This window comes from Spirosoma aerophilum (assembly GCF_054782495.1).
Genome location: NZ_BAAGSJ010000013.1, coordinates 1,579,604 through 1,598,525, shown reverse-complemented (window position 1 = coordinate 1,598,525; position 18,922 = coordinate 1,579,604). Strand labels below are relative to the sequence as shown.

15 protein-coding genes are annotated in these 18,922 nt (G+C 49.8%); 4 read left to right on the top strand and 11 right to left on the bottom strand.

Going from position 1 to position 18,922, the window contains the following annotated elements:
* Window positions 1-74: 74 nt before the first annotated feature.
* Window positions 75-1,403 carry a PQQ-dependent sugar dehydrogenase gene (locus ACYVK4_RS17985; RefSeq protein WP_461128905.1) on the top strand — a complete coding sequence of 443 codons (1,329 nt, stop codon included), beginning with the start codon at window positions 75-77 and terminating at the stop codon, window positions 1,401-1,403.
* Window positions 1,404-1,502: 99 nt separating this feature from the next.
* A complete protein-coding gene (locus tag ACYVK4_RS17980) occupies window positions 1,503-2,279 on the top strand; it encodes an SDR family NAD(P)-dependent oxidoreductase (protein ID WP_461128904.1) in 777 nt (258 codons plus the stop codon).
* Between the two features lie 73 nt (window positions 2,280-2,352).
* Here the strand turns inward: ACYVK4_RS17980 and ACYVK4_RS17975 are convergent, their stop codons facing one another.
* The 9 genes from ACYVK4_RS17975 to ACYVK4_RS17935 all read right to left on the bottom strand — a co-directional run bounded on the left by ACYVK4_RS17975 (window position 2,353) and on the right by ACYVK4_RS17935 (window position 14,353).
* A complete protein-coding gene (locus ACYVK4_RS17975; protein WP_461128903.1) occupies window positions 2,353-3,273 on the bottom strand; it encodes an EamA family transporter in 921 nt (306 codons plus the stop codon).
* A 111-nt stretch (window positions 3,274-3,384) separates the two neighbouring features.
* The gene (locus ACYVK4_RS17970) at window positions 3,385-4,815 is read right to left on the bottom strand and encodes a leucine-rich repeat domain-containing protein (RefSeq protein WP_461128902.1); all 1,431 of its coding nucleotides are present in this window, start codon (window positions 4,813-4,815) and stop codon (window positions 3,385-3,387) included.
* Window positions 4,816-5,019: 204 nt separating this feature from the next.
* Window positions 5,020-7,824 (bottom strand): M16 family metallopeptidase, encoded by a 2,805-nt coding sequence (locus tag ACYVK4_RS17965; protein WP_461128901.1) that lies wholly within the window; start codon window positions 7,822-7,824, stop codon window positions 5,020-5,022.
* Window positions 7,825-7,941: 117 nt separating this feature from the next.
* The gene (locus ACYVK4_RS17960; RefSeq protein WP_461128900.1) at window positions 7,942-8,718 is read right to left on the bottom strand and encodes a LytR/AlgR family response regulator transcription factor; all 777 of its coding nucleotides are present in this window, start codon (window positions 8,716-8,718) and stop codon (window positions 7,942-7,944) included.
* 54 nt (window positions 8,719-8,772) lie between these two features.
* Complete coding sequence (locus tag ACYVK4_RS17955) at window positions 8,773-9,810, bottom strand: sensor histidine kinase (protein WP_461128899.1); 1,038 nt, start codon at window positions 9,808-9,810, stop codon at window positions 8,773-8,775.
* The gene (locus ACYVK4_RS17950) at window positions 9,791-10,483 is read right to left on the bottom strand and encodes an ABC transporter ATP-binding protein (protein WP_461128898.1); all 693 of its coding nucleotides are present in this window, start codon (window positions 10,481-10,483) and stop codon (window positions 9,791-9,793) included. The genes ACYVK4_RS17955 and ACYVK4_RS17950 overlap by 20 nt, the downstream gene beginning before the upstream one ends.
* Window positions 10,484-10,555: 72 nt before the next feature.
* A complete protein-coding gene (locus ACYVK4_RS17945) occupies window positions 10,556-11,806 on the bottom strand; it encodes an ABC transporter permease (RefSeq protein WP_461129614.1) in 1,251 nt (416 codons plus the stop codon).
* 67 nt (window positions 11,807-11,873) lie between these two features.
* Window positions 11,874-12,971 carry an efflux RND transporter periplasmic adaptor subunit gene (locus tag ACYVK4_RS17940; RefSeq protein ID WP_461128897.1) on the bottom strand — a complete coding sequence of 366 codons (1,098 nt, stop codon included), beginning with the start codon at window positions 12,969-12,971 and terminating at the stop codon, window positions 11,874-11,876.
* Between the two features lie 65 nt (window positions 12,972-13,036).
* Window positions 13,037-14,353 (bottom strand): TolC family protein, encoded by a 1,317-nt coding sequence (locus tag ACYVK4_RS17935; RefSeq protein WP_461128896.1) that lies wholly within the window; start codon window positions 14,351-14,353, stop codon window positions 13,037-13,039.
* A gap of 268 nt (window positions 14,354-14,621) precedes the next feature.
* Here ACYVK4_RS17935 and ACYVK4_RS17930 point away from each other — a divergent pair, with 268 nt between their 5' ends.
* On the top strand, window positions 14,622-15,485 hold the full coding sequence (locus ACYVK4_RS17930) for a sugar phosphate isomerase/epimerase family protein (protein WP_461128895.1): 864 nt from the start codon (window positions 14,622-14,624) through the stop codon (window positions 15,483-15,485).
* An 81-nt stretch (window positions 15,486-15,566) separates the two neighbouring features.
* Entirely contained in the window at window positions 15,567-16,910 is a 1,344-nt protein-coding gene (locus ACYVK4_RS17925) for a Gfo/Idh/MocA family protein (protein WP_461128894.1), read from the top strand.
* Between the two features lie 76 nt (window positions 16,911-16,986).
* Here the strand turns inward: ACYVK4_RS17925 and ACYVK4_RS17920 are convergent, their stop codons facing one another.
* Both ACYVK4_RS17920 and ACYVK4_RS17915 read right to left on the bottom strand, forming a co-directional pair.
* Window positions 16,987-18,240, bottom strand: a complete 1,254-nt coding sequence (locus ACYVK4_RS17920) for a cation:proton antiporter (RefSeq protein ID WP_461128893.1) — start codon at window positions 18,238-18,240, stop codon at window positions 16,987-16,989.
* A 440-nt stretch (window positions 18,241-18,680) separates the two neighbouring features.
* Window positions 18,681-18,866: a CsbD family protein gene (locus tag ACYVK4_RS17915; RefSeq protein ID WP_274746245.1), complete on the bottom strand. Its 186-nt coding sequence runs from the start codon at window positions 18,864-18,866 to the stop codon at window positions 18,681-18,683.
* Window positions 18,867-18,922 lie beyond the last annotated feature (56 nt).

Genomic DNA, 18,922 nt, shown 5'->3' with positions numbered 1-18,922 from the left:
AACGGTATAATATTTAGTCATTATTCGGCATCAATCTTGTGGAACAATGGTAGCATTATCTTATTGATTGTTGGATGACACGCAACATCTTTTTCCTCGCTCTTCTATCATTGGAACTGTTTGGGCAAGCGCCGAAACTCAAGTTCGACATAGTCTCCTCCGGCTTTTACCGGCCTTGCGACATAGCCTTTATAAACAACGATCAATTTTTGATTGCTCAAACGGACGGAAGAGTTAAACTGGTCAAAAATGGAACTACCACAACATTTCTGGATATTAGTTCTCTAATCGATGACCCCAATTGGGGAGGTATTTTTGGGATAACGATTCATCCGAATTATGTCAGCAATGGCTACATATACGTCCATTATTCCCGAAAAGGAGATATGGCATCCGTAATTGCCCGCTTTACGAGAAACAGCATTAATCCAGATCTGGCTGATTTAGCCTCCGGCGTTACTATCATTCAAATACCCTACCCAATGGGCGGCCATCGGTCGGGCCGAATCGGATTCGGGCCGGATGGGTATCTGTATATTACGACAGGTGATTCTTCGCCCGGTGCCCGAAACTCAATCGGTGACACCGGCAAACTGGCCCAAAATCTAACTGACATTCATGGAAAACTCCTGCGAATTGACGTAATCGCCGGATTTCCCTATTCCATTCCACCAACCAATCCGTATGCCAACCCGAATGACGGAGTGCCCGACGAACTATATGCACTTGGACTTCGCAATCCGTGGCGCTGGAGTTTCGACCGACAAACCGGTGATTTCTGGTTGGGCGACGTAGGTCAGGATGATTGGGAAGAGCTGAACTTTACCCGTGCCGGTTCTCCAGCGCCCCAAAATTATGGGTGGCCCTGTTTCGAGGGAAGTCACCCATACAACGTAACCTGCCCATCAAATACAACTTACCACATGCCCCTGCTGGATTACGCCGGGTATAAAACGGTCTCGGATGCATCCATAACCGGAGGCTATGTGTACCGGGGAACCAAACACCCCGGCTTGCGAGGGTGGTATGTTTATGGAGATTACGCCAGGGGAGTCTATTGGACCTTGAAGCGGGAGACATCCGGGGCTTTTCAAAACGTGCAGCAGTCGGTTTCGTTTACGTCAAACCCAGTTTCCTTTGGCGAACGACCAGATGGTGAGTTGTATGTAGTTTCCCTGATGGACGGGAAAGTGTATAAAATCAATGTCAATTTTGTACAGAGTGTGCAGAGTGGTAGTTGGGATAGTCCATCAACCTGGCAATGTTCTTGTCTGCCCACCGCTTCCGATGAAGTTATTATATCGGCAACCCATACCGTTACAGTTAACGCCAACAAAACGGTAAGTGCCTTAATTCTGAACGGTAAGCTTACCCTGGCCAACGGGAGTAAATTAACATTTTGACCGCTTCTTCAAGATTCCAGATAGTAAATGCTGAGAAAAAAGGCTTCTATCAACAAATACAATCGGTTCGATGACTCTGGTTAAAAATTTACCCTTTTTATGATTGATTTCAGTGGCCAAACGGTACTTATTACGGGTGCCGGACAGGGAATTGGCTTTGCCATTGCTCGTGGACTGGTTAAACAGGGTGCTAATGTGGTACTCAATGATTATGATGAAACCCTGGCTCAACAGGGGGCCGAAACCATTCAGAATGAGCGGCACTCGGAGAAGGCAGGGACCTGTATGGCCTGTCCCGGCGACGCATCTGATGTGACGTTTATTCAGCACATGGTCGATACGGCGGTTCGTTCGTTCGGGTCGTTGGACATAGCCATTGCCAATGCGGGCATCACCATCTTTGGCGACATTTTTACGACTACACCCGAGGCTTTTCAAAAAATAGTCGATCTTAATTTACGAGGTACCTTTTTCCTGGCGCAGATAGCCGCCAAACAAATGCGGCAGCAGGGGAAGGGGGGAAGTTTGTTATTTATGTCGTCGGTAGTAGGGCACCAGGCGCATCCGGGCCTGCCGGTTTACAGCATGACGAAAGCGGGTCTGGAGATGCTGGCCAAACAACTGGTCATTGATTTTTCGCCATTGGGCATCACCGTTAACGCCATCGCCCCCGGCGCTACCCTCACCGAACGGACACTGGATGATCCGACATACATCCCCATCTGGTCCCGCATCACTCCAATGGGTCGCCCAGCCACGGTCGATGATATTACCAATGCCGCTTTGTTTCTGGTGTCACCCGCAACGCGGCACATCACCGGCCAAAGCTTGGTTGTCGATGGCGGTTGGACTAGTATTAGCCCGCCACCGGTTTAATGTCAAGTGAGTGAGTGAGTGAGTGAGTGAATGCGTGAATAAAATGGGTATCCAACTTATTCACGCATCAATATCATTTTCTCCCTAAAGTAATCAACACGACGCCGACCAGGGCGATGGCAGCGCCGAGGAAGGACTGGCTGGAGAAAATCTCTCCGGCGAATGTGGTTCCCAATAGCATAGCCACCACCGGATTCACAAAGGCATAGGTCGATAAAAGCTGGGGTGTGGCATTGCGGGCTAGCCACGAGTAAGACGAAAAGCCGATGATACTACCAAAAATGACGAGGTAGATCATGGAGTAAATGGCTTTCGGGGGGGCGTGAAAAATACTCAATAACGACACTGGCTCCAAGGCCAGACTGACTGGCAATAAAATCAGACCGCCCAAAATCATTTGAATACCGCTCGAAATTGTGGCCGATGGCAGTGAAAGCCGAGGGGTTAAGAGCGTACCAATGGCCCACGAAAAGTTGCCCAGAGCCACCAGACTAAACCCAATCAATTTCGCATCGATCCCGGTCGTACTTTCCATCTTGTCGGGCTTGACCAGTAAGAAAATACCGATCAGGCCAATAGCCAGACCGGCAAGGGCCATGTTACTGGGCCGTTTCCGGCCGAACGAAATCCAGTTGAGCGAGAGCAAAAAAACAGGGAGTAGACCTCCTAATAAAGCGGCCATGCTGCTCGGAATATATTGAATACCCATCGACAGGCAGCCGTTAGCGATGCTTAACAGCAGGACACCAATAATGCCCGAGGATTTAACTTCATCTAACGTTGGGCGAGGAGTACCCGTAAGGCGCGCATATGCATAAAGAATCGTGCCTGATACCAGATAACGGGCCGAAATCATGTACAGAGGGGGCATTCGTTCAGTCATGAAGTGAATGAACATGTAGGTAGACCCCCACAAAATGTAAACAGAAATCAGGTTAGCCCAGAGAGTGAGACGTTTCGGGTTGGTTGGAGCAGGAGAGGTAACCGCTTGCATGCGAACAAAAACTGATACTGTTCACGTAACAGCAACTCACTCAGTTTCTATCCGTTAGTGGATCTTTTTTTATTTTTTCTAAAATCCATTATAGAAATTCATGGCATAATTTTAATACATAACCTGCGTGTTATTCGCTTCCATTAATTTGATCTGATTCGCATATGGGCTTGACATGGCTTCATTGCCAAAAAGCGGGTTACTGCCCAGATACACTTTTTTTAGATTCTGAAGCTGAACCAGTGGCGTCGGAAATTGGCGGAGGTTGTTATTGTTGAAGTCCACCTCCTCCAAAGCCGACATAGAGCCTACGGTTGACGGAACAACGTTGAACCAGTTGAACCCGAGGTCGAGGACGCGGAGCTTTTGCAGCTTTTTATAGTCGGCAGGAATCTGGCTGATGCGGTTGTGGTGGGCATAAAGCACCTGTAACCGGCGCAAACGGGATAGTGAAGCCGGTAACTCATGCAGATCATTGTGCGCAATAGCCAGTTGTTCCAAACGCTTCATGCGGCCAATTTGATCGGGTAACTTGGTGAATTTATTGTAATATAAATCCAGCACCTTAACCCGTTTCAGTCGTCCAATACTCACGGGTAGCTCCGTCAGGCCCGCGCTGTAGAGGTTAAGGTCGGTCAAACGACGCATCCGACTGAGCGTTTTGGTATCAACACCGGTCAACTTATTATTTCCCATCCATAAACTCTCCAGTCGGCGGTTTTGCCGAACGGATTTAGGAATACGGGTGAGTCGGTTGCCTTGCAGATTCAAGGAAACCAAATGCCTGTTGCGGGTGATGAAAACACTGTCGTTCGGAATCGAATTGTACAGGACGCTCAGTCGTTTTAGGGTTGGAATATCGGCGGTCAGGCGGGCGGGTAACTCATGCAGGTTGTTACGCGATAAATCCAGTTCAGCCAGTTTAGGGAATCGGTAAATTACTTCGGGGATGCCTGACAACTCCAACTGATTAAAGGCCAGCATGGTTACTGTATCCGGTCGGGTTGTCTGTTCAGCTGCTGCCAGCGTACTAATAATACCCGTCCCTTTGCGAACGGTTCGTTTCTGGGGCACGTTTCCCAGCATCGTCATGCCGCCCCACCGAAAACCGGCCGGGGTTTTAATGGGAAACGGATGTTGGCCGTACCATTCAGCTACGAGTTGAAGAAGCTGAAATTCCTGCTGATCGCTTAAATCCGGGCCGGAGAAATCACAAAATACCCGGTCATAGCTACCGTCGGGCCGGATGAACTCCTGGGTTTGTATTAAAATACCCGGCTTGGGTAATCGCTTTTTATTACGTTCGATAAAGGCGAAAAATTGCTGTTGACCCGCATGCAGCGAATCCATAAACATCTTACCCTGCCGCTCAAAAACCCCTTTCTCGCCAGCTTTTTGAGGAAAGGCGGGCGGGTATTTTTTATCCAGTTCAGTAATCGAAAGGTGTAAACGTGTGGTGTCGCGCAGTAAAACGATCCGATCCTGCGCCCAACATGATAGCGTCAGAAACCCAAAAAGAACGAACAATAGACCGGCTTTCATGATCAAACGTGTTTTTTAGGTAAATAACGATAAATATAGTTGATAAAACCAAAAAAGAACCGGGATTTTATCCGGATTTAACGGATTTGCAGGATTGTTGCCTCATCGCCTGCAGGTTCTTGAACCCGCAAGAATAAGTGCTTGAAGAGTCAAGCGGCCACAACCCTGAGAAATCGTTTTAATCTAAATATAATCCCGGTCAGACTAGTTTTTCTTACCGCCACTCACCGACGAGGCCGGTTGTTGATCAGCTACTTTCTTAGCGGCTTTAGCAAAGTCGCCCGCTTTGATGATGGAGATCTTCGAAGGGTCGATATGCTTCTTCATGGCGGCATTGACCTGCTCAGGTGTCAGGCTTTCAAGTTTCTTTTCGAAATCGGCATCCCAATTCATCGTCCGGTTCAGGTACAGGTAGTTATTGAGCATACCCGCTAAGGATGGGTCCTGCGCCCGACCTACCATCCGCGATTGCAGATAACCGGAACGGGCCGCATTGATTTCATCAGCCGTGAAACCCTCTTTCACTACTTTTTCCATTTCTTCCCGGAAGGCTTTTTCCAGACGCTCGGCATTTTCAGGATTGTAAATCGCATAGGTCATAAACATCCCGGATTTATCGAGTGGGTTGGCTGACAACTGGGAACCGACGCCATAGCTGATCCCTTCTTTCTGGCGAATCCGTACCGCTAAGCGGGAGTTCAGGAAGCCACCTCCGAGCATATAGTTACCAAGTACCAACGCCGGATAATCGGGGTCATCGTCACGCAGGGGCAGGTTAACGGCCGCTACCATAAAGGCATTGGCTTTGTCGGGTGCTTCAATACTTTGCGCGGTTGCCTTGATGTCATTGTAAGGCGTTACCAACCGGCTAAACGGCTTTTTGGCTTTCCAGGTGCCTAACTCATCGGTAACAACTTTCCGAACAGGCGTTTCCTCAAAGTCGCCAACAACGGCCAGCGTGGCATTTTGAGCGCCGTAAAAATCTTTATGGAATTGCTTGAGGTCGTCCAGTTTCAGGGCGTTAACATCGGCAACATCTTCGTCTGGTGTCGAAGTATAACGGATATCTTCTTTCGGGTAGGGGTTCATCTGCCGCTGGAATGCCGTGAACGCCAGAGACTGTGGTTCAGACCGTTGGGCTTCAATCTGGGCCAGTTGCTCCTGCTTCAGCTTATCGAACTCATTCGCGTCGAAAGCTGGATGTTTCAGCATGTCGCTCACAAGCCGAATAACGGCCGGCAGGTTTTCTTTGGTTGTTTTAATGGTAACATTCACCTGATTACCGCCACCGAACACACCCACCTGAGCTTTTAATTTATCCAGTTCATCTTTAATCTGCTGCCGGCTGCGGGTAGTGGTTCCACGGTCGAGCATCGACGCTGTAAAGACGGAGATGGCGCTTTTATTCATCAGGCTCTTCTGATCACCATAGCGGAGGGTCAGGCGGGCGTTTACTTCGTTACCCCGTGTTGTCTTGGGTAACAGCGCCAGCTCGATCGCGTTTGGCTGCTCGGACCGGCGGGTCCGTCCGTCAATGTTGGCAGGGGAGGGGTCAAAGGCTTCGCCCTGGGCCACCAGTGCGCGTCCTTTGTAATCCTTCACCATCGACATAATGTCTGGAGCCTGCGGAACCTCTACGCGATCCGGATTGGGTTCGGGAATAAACACACCAACGGTTCGGTTTGAAGGCTTGAAATAGTAACTGGCTACACGCTTTACATCGGCTGGGGTTACTTTTTCGAGTGCATCCCGATAGAGGAAACCAAGCCGCCAGTCGCCCGTGGCAATGTATTCGCTCATGGCTAAGCCAACGCGTTCGGCGCTCTTGAAGCTTAACTCAACATCTTTCAGCAGCTTTGCTTTGGCCCGGTCGATCTCTTCTTTCGATGGCGTTTTAATGGCAACGGAATCCAGGGTCGACAGAAGCGCAGCTTTGGCGTCGTCGATGGATTTTTCTTTCAGCATTTCGGCCGCGAAATACACATAACCAGGGTCCTTCGTTGTGAATGAGTACCCATACTGCTGGGACGCTTTTTTGGTTTCTACCAGTGCTTTGTACAAGCGGCCCGATGGCTCGTTGGTCAGCAGTTCGGTTACCACATCCATTGTCGGGTAATCGGGGTGTGAGCCGGGCATGATGTGATATAGAGCCGACACCACTTTCGTATCGCCCACACGTCGGAGCGTAACCATCCGTTCGCCATCCTGGGTAGGTTCCTGGCTGTAGGTGGGTTGTAATACCCGCGTTGGACGGGGTATGACGCCGAAATACTGGTTGATCATCGCCAGCGTTTTGGCCTCGTCGATTTTACCGGCTACAACCAGAACCGCATTGTCGGGCTGGTAGAATTTTTTATAGAAAGCCTGGAGGTTTCCGATCGGTACTTTCTCAATATCGGTACGGTTGCCAATGGTTGAGTTACCATAGTTGTGCCACAGGTAAGCCGAAGACACAACCCGTTCATTCAGTACATTTTGGGGCGAGTTTTCACCCATTTCAAACTCGTTGCGAACAACAGAGAATTCCGTGGCGAGATCTTCTTTTTTAATGAACGAGTTCACCATCCGGTCCGATTCCAGGTCGAGTGCCCACTTCAGGTTCTCGTCGGTGGCTGAAAACGTCTCGAAATAGTTGGTCCGGTCGAGCCAGGTGGTTCCGTTTGGCCGGGCACCATGTGAAGTCAGCTCCTGAGGAATATTCGTGTGCTTTGTTGATCCTTTGAAGACCATGTGCTCCAGCAGGTGAGCCATACCGGTTTCGCCAAGGCCTTCGTGCCGGGAGCCAACTAAATACGTGATGTTAACGGTGATGGTGGGTTTGGACGGGTCTGGAAAGAGCAGGACTTTCAGCCCATTTTTGAGGTTGTATTCCGTAATGCCTTCTACAGAAGCGCCCTTCGTGACTCCTTCGGGCAGCGCTGCTGATTTGTCCTGCGCCGACGAAAATGTCAGGCTACTCAAGAGCAAGGCAGCGGCCCACAAACTTCTTGTGGTAAGGTTGTTTTTCATGGATATCCAGTTAGTTGTGAAAGTAAACTAATCGTATAGTTACGAACGGATATCCGGAGAATCAATGGCTTTTACAGCGGTTTAACAAAATTTAGGATAAACGGTATTTTGGGGGTGTTAATCTTCGGTCCAATGCCGAAAAGCCGTGGCTTTCTCTTTACTGACCAGCAGCTCAAATCCTTCATTGGGAGCCTTTAACTGAACCTGTAACTTGCCATTTTCCTGTGGGCGGTAGCCGGAAACAGCATCGAGATGAACGATGCATTGCCGATTGGCGCGGAAGAAATGACTGGGGTCAATCAACTCCTCCAGTTCATCGAGTGTTTTGTAATCCGTAATTAGTTTTTTGCCCGCATTCGTGAAGAGATAGATCAGCTCATTACGACAGAAATAAGCAACATCTTCCTGAGAAACCGTAACGATCTGGCGAAGATGATGCCCTGAAAATCTTCGTTTGTAGGGCGATGCTGTAGTCGGAGAAGACATGTGGGCCATGAAATGCCGAAACGTATCGTTGAAGCCAGAAAGGCCATGCGCTGTCCAGCGATGATATTTGGCGAGCGCCTGCTTCAGTTCTTCTGGGTCGATGGGTTTGAGCAGGTAATCGATGCTGTTTAATTTAAACGCCCGAATGGCGTATTCGTCAAAAGCCGTTGTAAAAATGACCGGTACCTGTAAGCCCACCTGCTGAAAAGCCTCGAAGCTGACGCCATCTGATAACTGAATGTCAGCAATGATCAGGTCGGGGGTGTTCTGGCCCGTTGCGAAATATGCGCAGATATGTTGCACACTGGCCAGTGGTCCATCAATAACGGCTTCCGGCTCCAGCCGACTGACCAGTTTGTGGAGTTGCCGGGCAATCAATGGCTCGTCTTCAATTAGCAGTATAGTCATGTAGGGCCACAGGTTTTTGATGGGCTTACCTTGGTAGTTTGTTTGATAAATCGGTCATACAAGCTGCCTGTCAACGTCTATCAGCGGCAACCGAACGTCAAAACAGGTGTCGGAATCGTTAATGTCAACCCGTTGTGGGCTTAAATAGCTGTACAGCAATTTCAGGTTTTCGAGTCCCTGACGATTCGAGGTTTCGACCTGCCGTTTCCGCTGAACCGGGTTGGTTACAGACAAATACCCGTCCTTCGTGCTGATGGTTACGGTTAGCGGCCGGGCTTCACTGATGATATTATGCTTAATGGCATTTTCAATAAGTATCTGGAGCGTAACGGGCACAATCAGTTTTTCCAGGGCGGCCTCATCAATCTCATACTGGATGATAAACATCCCATCGAAGCGGGTGTGCAGGAGGGAGATATAATTTTTGATGAAGGCCAGTTCGGTTTCCAGCGGTACCAGCGCCTTTTCTTTATGCTGAAGTACGTACCGGAACACTTTGGATAACTGCTGCAAAAACTGACGGGCCAGCACCGGGTTGTCGTCAATCAGGCTATCGAGCGAAGAAAGGCTGTTGAACAGAAAGTGAGGACTTACCTGATTTTTGAGACTGTCGAGCTGCACCTGTACTTTTTCTTTCTCCAGTTGGGCTGTACGGAGTGCGTCTTCCTGCCAGCGCCGGAGTAAATGACTGGCAATGAACCCCAGACAAATGATGGTGTTCACCAGAAAAATCATCATCCCGACAATGATAAAGCCAAATTTATTCAGCAAGGTTAACGCGGGCGGGAAAAATCGAAGCGCAATGAAATATCCTGAGGCTACGGCAATGGTCTTCACAATGGTCCAGCCGCCTAAAAGCTGCACAACGATACGCCAGCGGACATTTTTCTCAAATGGCATGCGCTGGTTCAGCCATTCATTGAACTGATAATGGAATACCCAGACCAGGTTCAGCATGATGAACGACATCGCAAAGAGGATGGCCTGCACTTGCCAGGTCAGGTCTGGAACCATCCACTGGCGGGCTACCAGGCCACCCAGAGCGATCCAGAGCAGTAGTAGCTCGACGTATTTATTGAACTTTATTTTCATGGTTGCCAATAATTTGTCCGTCCGACATTTCGATAGTCCGGTTGGTTCCGGCCGCAAAATCCGGGTCGTGCGTAACGGCAATAATGGTTTGTCCTTTACTGGCAAGATCATGAAAAATGTCGAATACATTCTCCGTATTGGCTCTGTCCAGATTGCCGGTAGGTTCGTCGCCCATGATGATGGTGGGGTCGTTGATCAGCGCACGGGCTATGGCCACCCGTTGCTGCTGCCCTCCCGATAGCTTACTGGCTGGTTTGCGGGCGTAGGTGTCCATACCGATCAGGCGAAGTTTTTCCATCGCCCGTTCTTCGATCTCCTTTTCAGGGTATTTGCCCAGTTTCAGGCCGGGCAGCATCACATTTTGGAGGGCAGAGAATTCGGGTAGCAAAAAGTGGAACTGGAACACAAAGCCCAGATGCTCATTGCGAAAATGGGCCAGAAAATCCTGACCCCGGCCCGTCAGTTTAGTGCCCGCCATCTCAATTTGACCCTCATACTCGGTGTCCATGGTCGAGAGTAAGTAGAGTAATGTTGATTTACCACAACCCGATTTCCCGACAATCGACAGAAATTCCCCTTTCTGAACGTCGAAGGAAACGTCCGTCAACACCTGAAATTTCTCCGGATCGTAAAAGTATTTGTTAAGATTTTGGGCGGAAAGAACGGTGCTCATAAAGTATGTATGATGTGTAATGTATGATGTATGATAGGTTAAGAAATGAAACAAATGTCATACATCTTAAAACTATCCTCTTAATATGGAAACCGGATCGACCTTCGAGGCTTTCCGGGAGGGGAAATACCCGGCCAGAACGGTGGTGACTACACCGAAAAGCAGTCCCATGATGTAATATTTAGGCTCGAAAATGACCGGAAACGTTTTTATCGTTAGAAAACCACCGGCATCGAATGGGGTGATGGACAGTAAATAACTCAGCCCAAAGCCGATCGCCAGGCCTAAAAGGCCTCCGGTGAAACCAATGAAAATAGCCTGCAACAGGAAAATGGCGATGATATCGCGTCCTTCGAAACCTGTGGCTTTCAGAATGGCTATGTCCTTGATCTTGTTGATGACGGTCATGTTCATGATGTTGTAAATACCGAAACCTGCCACCACCAGCAGCGTGATAGACACGACATAGGTCAGCATATTACGAATCTTTTCCCCCGCCAGAATAGCCGTGTTGGCCTTGGCCCAGTCTTCGGTATAATACCCGTAGATGGCCCGTAACTGTTTGCCAAAAGGTATGGCCTGCAACGGATCGAACATTTTAATATGGATATCGGTAATGTAGCTCGGGTCCCGTTGCAGCATCTCCTGAACGGTTGAGATGTTGCCGTAACTTTTAGTATTGTCAACGGTGCCAATGCCAAATCCAAAGGTACCGACCACCCGAAGTACGCGAATCCCCCCTTTTGGCGTTGTAACCGTCACTTTGTCGCCCACCCGTACGTTGAGTTTTTCGGCCAGAACGGTTCCCATGATCAGGCCGTCGGGGTTAGTTTTTAAGGTGTTCAGGCTACCGGATTTAAGCCGGGTCGTTAGTTTATACAACCGGTTTTCGCGATCAATATCCACGCCTGAAATTGTACCCGAAATCTGAATGGGGCCGTTGTTGTAAAACGCCTGAGTGGCTACCTGGGGCGAAACGCCCAACACCCCCGGTGTCCGTTCGATGCGTTCGGCGATGGTCATGCCGTTTTTGATGCGGGCTTGCTCATCCTTGGGCTTCTGGTGGTAAACAACAGTAAACTTACCCGGATTAAGTTGCTCGATAAGGCCCGGTCGCTGGGTGTTCACCTCATTATACATACGAATATGCGGGCTGGCATCCAGTGCCGAATCTTCCAGGAACTGGTTGACACCCTGCATAAACGAGATCATGGTTATAAACATCGCAATGCCGAACGTAACGCCCAGCATGGCAACGAGCGTCTGACGTTTTTTTGCCAGCAAGTGCGTCTGGGCGATTTGAGAAGCGATTCGTATATCCATATAGCGAAAGAGTGAAAGAGCTAAAGAGTGAAAGAGTTGCCGCTTTGTGATGCGCTCTTTCACTCTTTCACTCATTTAAGATAAGTTTTGATGCCTGAGTCAATCCGCTTTTTACTTCCACCAGGTCGAAATTCTCGGCGCCTTTCCGGAACTTCACTTTTTGCTTTTTGCCATCCTGCTCCACCCAAACGCTGTCGCCACCAATAACGTAGGTCTTCGGAATTGTCAGAACGTTTTTGTTCTGGCTGATAATGATGTTGGCTTCAACTGTCAGGCCATAATAGGAGGCCGGGCGTTCTCCTATAAACTCGGCATCGACCCGAAACGATTGGTCGGTGCGATTGAGCTTGGGGTAAATCTTGCTGACACGGGCTTTGAATACTTTGTCCGGATAAACGTCTGCTTTCAGAAAAACTTCCTGTCCGCTATGAATCCGCCAGAAATCACTTTCGTCCACGGCCAGTTGCGCAAATAGCTGGCTGCCGCTGCCCACCAGCGCCAGTTGATCGCCCACCCGAACGACCTCGCCGGGATCTTTATACACTTCATATACTTTACCCGTCACAAAGCTTCGGATACGGGTATTACGCCCTGCTACTTCGGTCGACACCAGCTGACTGCGGTTATTCTCCACGTCGAGTTGGATCTGGTTCCGGTTGCGTTGCAGGGTATTGATCTGAGCGCGGAGGTTGTTGCGGGAAATGGTGTAGTTCAACTCGGCTCGCTCAAGTTCGGCCCGTGATGTGGCATTCTGGCCGTACAGTTCCTTAAAACGACTGAAATTGATGGAGTCGTTGGCCACCCGAGTTCGCGCATTGCGGACCTGGGCTTCCAGCTCGGCCAGAATGGGAGAGGTGGGGCTCAGATTCGCCCGCGCCTGTCGGTAAGCGTTGGCAGCAGCCTGCTGACGGGCGTCTTCAGATGCGCTTTCCAGCACGAACAGCAACTGATTTTGGCGAATGGAGTCGCCTTCGTTAATGAGCCGTTGTTGTAGTACACCAGTAGCATCGGCGGTAACGGTGTACTCGTTACGGGGATACACGTTGCCTGAAGCATACACCGCTTCTGTCAATTCCCGAAACGTGGGCGTTGTTCCTTCGGTACCGCGCTTGCAGGCTCCGCCAAGGAGGGTAAGGAGAAAAAATGTGGAGAGGGTAGTTTTCATGGTCTCGCGAAACCTAATGCTTTTTAACCGATGCGTTGGCTCGGCTCATTGGGTTGTTTTTTGGCTTACTGCCCGTTTCGAATCTGTAAGATTGTCTGGTTGATAAAGGCGTTCGATAAATTATTCAGAAATCGGTTTTGAGCCGTTAAAGCTTCGTTGAACACATTCAGATACTGATCGTAGGCAAACAGACCTGACCGATATTTGATCAAAGCAATCTGCACATTTTGAGTGCTGAGTTCGTAATTCTGCCGATTCAGATCCAGCGACCGAACGGCCTGATTATACGTATTTCGTACATCTTCCGTGTCGACCTGCTGGCGGTTGCGTTCGTACATAAGCTGCGACTCGGCCAGTTTGAGTTGCAGCCGGGCGCGGGTCAGGTTGCTGGTCCGTAAGCCGCCGGTATAAAATTGCCAGTTCAATTGTAACCCCGCCACCCCAATCTGGAACCAGGGCTGGCTGGTGCTCAGAAAATTGATCTGACTCCGCTGCGCCTGTTGGGTAAAGCGGCCGTAAGCAGACAGCGTAGGCCATCGTTGCAGCCGTTCGCGGTCGAGCTGTAGCCGGGCCAGCTCGATTCGTGCCTGTTGCAGCGTGATTTGGGGCCGCTCGACTTGCGGTACAACCGGAGTCGGAACAACCACAGCGGCCGGACGGGCAGACAGTTCTTCCGCCAGAACCAGACTATCGGAAAGCGTGAGGCCAACCAACAGTTTTAGCTGGTTGCGGTTGCGGAGAAATGCCAGTTCATTTTGGTACAACACATCAGCCGTTGTCAGCTGAACGGAGCGAATTCGGTTGTATTCCAGCGGTTCGATCAGTCCTTTTTCCAGCCGGTCGCGGGCAATTTGCGTGAGCGTATCGGCCGCTGAAAGGTTACGCTGGGTAATGGCAATTGCCGAACGCGTGAGCAGGGCTGCATGGTAAACACGGGCTGTCTGCGTCGAGATGTCGTCCTGTAACACCAGATTCTGGTCGTCGATGATTTGCAGGTTTTGGGTAGCAATACCTACATCGGCCCGTGCCGGTCGGTTGATAACGGGTAGGGTAACTTCTGCCCCGCCCGCCAGTACATACGGCAAGCCAAATTGCAGGGTCCGGAATTCACCCGGTTTACCGCCCAGAAATTCGGCAGGCACCAACTGAACCGGCAGGGCGTAGTTGTAATCGAAGTTGGTGAAGAGCCGGGCCTGTGGTAAAAGAGCTGCCCGGCTAGCCGACTGTTGCTGGGCTTGTACAAGTCGATTCTGACGGGCATTAATGAGGTCTGGATTTGAACGCCGGGCCAATGCCAGGGCTTCCTGTACAGACGACAGAACCGTTTGGCCAGAAGCGTTTAGCGAATAAATGAACAAACTGAAGAAGACAAACCGATGCATGTTTTTTTTGAATGGATGCCCAAAGGAATAACCTTTCAAAATAACATACCCGGTTGTTTACACGAAACGGAAAAAATCACTAACAAAGCTGATTTATTTACGTGTTAATGTCGGGTAACCATTTAGTTCATGGTCGAGATTGACCTTTTTTTGCTTTTCTATTTCAATAAATGAGAGGGGAGATTTGAAAAGCTGGCTTTCCTGCCTGTCAGTAGAAAAGGGCGTAAATCGTTTTTTAGGCTCGAGACTGTTTCTATACTAAGCCAGGATGACGACACGACGATCATTTCTTAAACATACAGGGGGAAGTCTGGCACTGGCCAGTGTAAGCCCGGCCTTATCGCTTGCTAATGCCCCCGAAACCCGGGATGCCGGCAGTGAAGACTTATTTAAGCTGGGCATGGCAGGCTTCACGTTCGTCAACTTTAAACTTGACCCGGCACTGGAGATGATGAAGAAAACCGACGTACATTATCTATGTATCAAGGATTTTCATCTGCCTTACGCCAGCACCGCAGAAGAGATAAGTGCCTTTCATGAGAAGCTGAAGCAGTCGGGCGTGACAGGCTATGCCGTGGGGCCGATCTATATGAAGACGAAGCAGGAGATCGACAATGGTTTCGAATATGCCAAACGGGTAGGGGTGAACCTCATGATTGGTATTCCTAATCCGGAAGATTTACCCTACATCGACAAAAAAGTAAAGGAGTACAATATTCGCTACGCCATTCATAACCACGGCCCGGACATTCCGCTGTTCCCAAGTGCCACGTCGGTATATACAGCCGTGAAGGACCTTGACCCGCGCATCGGGCTTTGTTTCGATATGGGTCATGATAAGCGCTTTGGCGATGATCCCATTGCCGATCTGGAAAAGTATGCTAAACGTATATTCGACATTCACCTGAAAAACGTCACGGCTGCATCAAAAGAAGGGAAAACCTGTGAATTGGGTCGGGGTGTGATCAACATACCGGCGTTTGTGAGCATGCTTCGTAAAATTAAATACGATGGCTGCTGTAGTCTCGAATACGAGAAAGACATGAAAGACCCACTGGCCGGTATCGCCGAGTCAGTGGGTTATTTTAAAGGTGTATGCGATGCGTCAAAACCGGGAAAGCGGAAGGTGTAAGCCGTTTACCAGTATTTTTTTCAGTCAGGAGGATCATGGGCTTGTTCAGTCTGACCATTAATTTTTAAGTAATCTGTTACAATGGAAAATTCACGGAGAGAGTTTATCAAAAAAGCGGCTTTAGGTACCGCTGGTGTCACCTTTGGAGGATTGGCCAATGGGATGTCGGCCAAAAGCTACAACAAGATAATCGGGGCTAACGAACGATTAAACGTTGCCATAGCCGGATTGGGTCGGCGGTTAAGTGCATACTATGACCCCATTTCCCGAAAGGAAAGTAACGTCGAGTTGGTGTACCTGTGCGACGTGATGAAAAAGCAACGGGAAGCGGCCGTTCAGAAGTTTTCGAAGCACATCACGTATACGCCCAAGCTGGAAAACGACATTCGGAAAGTCATTGCCGATAAAAACGTCGATGTGCTGATCAATGCCACTCCCGACCACTGGCACGCGCCGGGAACCTGGCTGGCGGTTCAGGGAGGCAAGCATGTTTATGTAGAAAAGCCCTGTAGCCACAATCCCCGCGAAGGCGAAATTCTGATGGAAATTCAGAAGAAATACGGCAAGGTGATTCAGATGGGTAACCAGCAGCGGTCGGCACCGGAATCGATCGATATTGTTACCCAGATTCATAATGGTGTGATCGGGAAAGCCTTCAAAGCGGTGGCGTTTTATGCCAATTCGCGGGGGGAGGTCCCCATGCCGAAAAAAGCCCCGGTACCCGACGGCCTGGATTGGGAGTTGTTTCAGGGTCCCGCGCCCCGCACGGCCTATACCCACGACACCTGGGATTATAACTGGCACTGGTACGGCTGGCAATACGGAACTGCCGAAGCGGGTAATAATGCTACGCACGAACTGGATATGGCCCGCTGGGCCTTGCAGGTTGAATATCCGGAGTTTGTAACGGTAGAAGCTGCCAAGCGCTATTTTGCAGGAGATGGCTGGGCGGTTTATGATACCATGGACGCCACCTTCCGTTTCCCCGGCGACAAGATCATCAAATGGGATGGCAATAGCCGCAACGGCTATGAAACCTTCGGCTCTGACCGCGGGACGGTTATCTACGGAACCAACGGTAGCGTATATGTCGATCGGGATGGCTACACGCTCTTCAGCCGGGATGGTAAACCCATAAAAGAAAGCAAGTCGAAAGGATCAGAGTCGGGTACGGCACTGGGCGGTGGTGGCGACATGACCACCCTGCACATGATGAACTTCTTCGAAGCCATCCGGGGTAAAGCCAAACAGAACTCAACCATCGACGACGGTGCCAAGAGTACCCTACTTTGCCATCTGGCCAACATCTCTTACCGGACCAACAAATCATTCTCCGTCGACCCAAAAAATGGGCACATCAAAGATGCGGAAGCCATGAAATTCTGGAGTCGCCAGTACGAGAAAGGCTGGGAACCGCAAGTATGATTAGTGGAGTAGGTGAAGTGAGTGGTGTAAGTGGAGTAGTGGGTTAGAGGAATTAAACCCCACTTTACCATTCCACTTACTCCACCACTTCCCCCTGTCCAACTCCCCTCGTTTTTCGATCGAGTCGATTCATGACCGGGGTAGAGAGAATGCCGTGGAGGAAAACGGAGAGCAGAATGGTCCACCCTGTCAGTGACCAGATGCGGGCCGGGTCGGCAAAGGATGCTTTTTGCAGCGCGAAAGCTATGTAAAAAAGCGAGCCAATACCCCGAATGCCAAAACCGGCAATTATCCAGCGTTTGAGTCCTTTGGCCCCCGTACCGCCCAACGTTAACCAGCCCACCAACGGTCGAATAACCAGTACCAGCAGTAAGCCCAGTACTGCATCCTGCCAGGTTAACGAGGCCAGTAACCCGTTGGCTAATGTCCCGCCAAATAAAAGCAGTAATAGAGCGATTAATAATCGTTCCATCTGATCCGAAAAGGCATGCATGTAGGTATGGTATTCGTGCGTACGCTCGCGGCTGCGAATGGTAATGGACGCTACGAATACCGCTAAAAATCCATAGCCATGAACCAGCTCGGTCAGTCCGTAACTGATCAGGGTAACCGCCAGCGCGACGAAGCCATAGGCCGTGGTCTTGATGCTGATGCGCTGGGGTAGGCCAAAAATAAGGTACGACAGCAACTGGCCTGACAGCCATCCACAAAGGACGCCAACACCTACCCGATAGCCCAGATCATAAAGCGCCCAATGGGTGAAGTCGGGTGTACCGGACGAGGCTGTTTGGGCCAGCATGATCGCCAGATAAACAAAGGGAAAGGCCATGCCATCGTTCAGGCCGGCTTCAGCTGTCAGTGCAAACCGAACCGAATCTTCTTTCCCCTCGTTGGGGTCGCCAACCTGCACATCACCTGCCAGAACGGGATCTGTAGGGGCCAGACCTGCCGCCAGCAACATAGCCGAAGCCAGTGGCCAGCCAGCCCATCCCCAGGCTATAACCGAAAAAACGGCAATCGTAACGACCATCGTTAGCCAAACGAGCCGAATGGGCAATTGCCAGCCTCTAAAGCTAAAACGACGGTCTATTTTTAAGCCTGTACCCGTAAGCGCAATAATAACACACAGTTCGGTGAGGTGCGTTGTGAGCTGGGGGTGAAGCAGCGGGGAGGGATTGGGTAGGGACAGGGGTAACTGATATAACAGCCACCCGGCGATAACAAACAGTATCGGGTAGGATAACGGGTACTCCTTCAATAAAGACGGTAGCCAGGCAACGGCTAGAATAGCGACCGCCACAATGACTAATAATAGATTGTAAGCTCCCATATGGATATGCTTTTATAGTAAACAAATGGGTACGACCTTGTATAAAAATACAGGCCATACCCATACAGGTCGATGTGGTTTTCTGGTACCCGGACTTCTTATCGATGGCTTACCCGGACGATTACAAGTATCAATTCATACACTGCCGAATGAAGTTGAAATAACCCAGGCTGTCAAAGACGGACTGTTACACCATTCGTAAACGACAGTGTACTTACAGTTACAATAAACCTGACAAGCGATCGGATTGTTAATAACTATGACTTTCGGGGAAGTTAGCGGTGTTTGGAATGGATAGGGCTTAAAGGGCTATAGCACGAGCCAGGATACAGCCTTGTTGATGTCTTTTGGCGAGACTCATCCATAGATTTGGGGTAAGCTTTAAAAAAGAAGCCGATACCTGACAGGTACCGGCTTTCGCACGTATACAACTATGTGTATTATAAATCGGCAACGGCCTTATTGATTTCGTCTTTGGTTTTGCCGGTTTTCTGCTGGATTTTACCCCACATTTCGTCTTCCTGGCCTTCCGCGTAGGTTAGATCGTCGTCGGTTAAATCGCCATAGGCTTGTTTGATTTTACCTTTCAATTCGTTCCAGCCTCCTTTGATGGTTGTCTCGTTCATGACCGTAGTGTTTAACGTTGAATGATTTAAGTAATCATCGTGATTACACAAATAGA

Excerpts from the sequence above, each read along its gene's own strand:
- ACYVK4_RS17985 (WP_461128905.1), top strand. The coding sequence starts at position 75 with ATGACACGCAACATCTTTTTCCTCGCTCTTCTATCATTGGAACTGTTT.
- ACYVK4_RS17980 (WP_461128904.1), top strand. The coding sequence starts at position 1,503 with ATGATTGATTTCAGTGGCCAAACGGTACTTATTACGGGTGCCGGACAG.
- ACYVK4_RS17975 (WP_461128903.1), bottom strand. The coding sequence starts at position 3,273 with ATGCAAGCGGTTACCTCTCCTGCTCCAACCAACCCGAAACGTCTCACT.
- ACYVK4_RS17970 (WP_461128902.1), bottom strand. The coding sequence starts at position 4,815 with ATGAAAGCCGGTCTATTGTTCGTTCTTTTTGGGTTTCTGACGCTATCA.
- ACYVK4_RS17965 (WP_461128901.1), bottom strand. The coding sequence starts at position 7,824 with ATGAAAAACAACCTTACCACAAGAAGTTTGTGGGCCGCTGCCTTGCTC.
- ACYVK4_RS17960 (WP_461128900.1), bottom strand. The coding sequence starts at position 8,718 with ATGACTATACTGCTAATTGAAGACGAGCCATTGATTGCCCGGCAACTC.
- ACYVK4_RS17955 (WP_461128899.1), bottom strand. The coding sequence starts at position 9,810 with ATGAAAATAAAGTTCAATAAATACGTCGAGCTACTACTGCTCTGGATC.
- ACYVK4_RS17950 (WP_461128898.1), bottom strand. The coding sequence starts at position 10,483 with ATGAGCACCGTTCTTTCCGCCCAAAATCTTAACAAATACTTTTACGAT.
- ACYVK4_RS17945 (WP_461129614.1), bottom strand. The coding sequence starts at position 11,806 with ATGGATATACGAATCGCTTCTCAAATCGCCCAGACGCACTTGCTGGCA.
- ACYVK4_RS17940 (WP_461128897.1), bottom strand. The coding sequence starts at position 12,971 with ATGAAAACTACCCTCTCCACATTTTTTCTCCTTACCCTCCTTGGCGGA.
- ACYVK4_RS17935 (WP_461128896.1), bottom strand. The coding sequence starts at position 14,353 with ATGCATCGGTTTGTCTTCTTCAGTTTGTTCATTTATTCGCTAAACGCT.
- ACYVK4_RS17930 (WP_461128895.1), top strand. The coding sequence starts at position 14,622 with ATGACGACACGACGATCATTTCTTAAACATACAGGGGGAAGTCTGGCA.
- ACYVK4_RS17925 (WP_461128894.1), top strand. The coding sequence starts at position 15,567 with ATGGAAAATTCACGGAGAGAGTTTATCAAAAAAGCGGCTTTAGGTACC.
- ACYVK4_RS17920 (WP_461128893.1), bottom strand. The coding sequence starts at position 18,240 with ATGGGAGCTTACAATCTATTATTAGTCATTGTGGCGGTCGCTATTCTA.
- ACYVK4_RS17915 (WP_274746245.1), bottom strand. The coding sequence starts at position 18,866 with ATGAACGAGACAACCATCAAAGGAGGCTGGAACGAATTGAAAGGTAAA.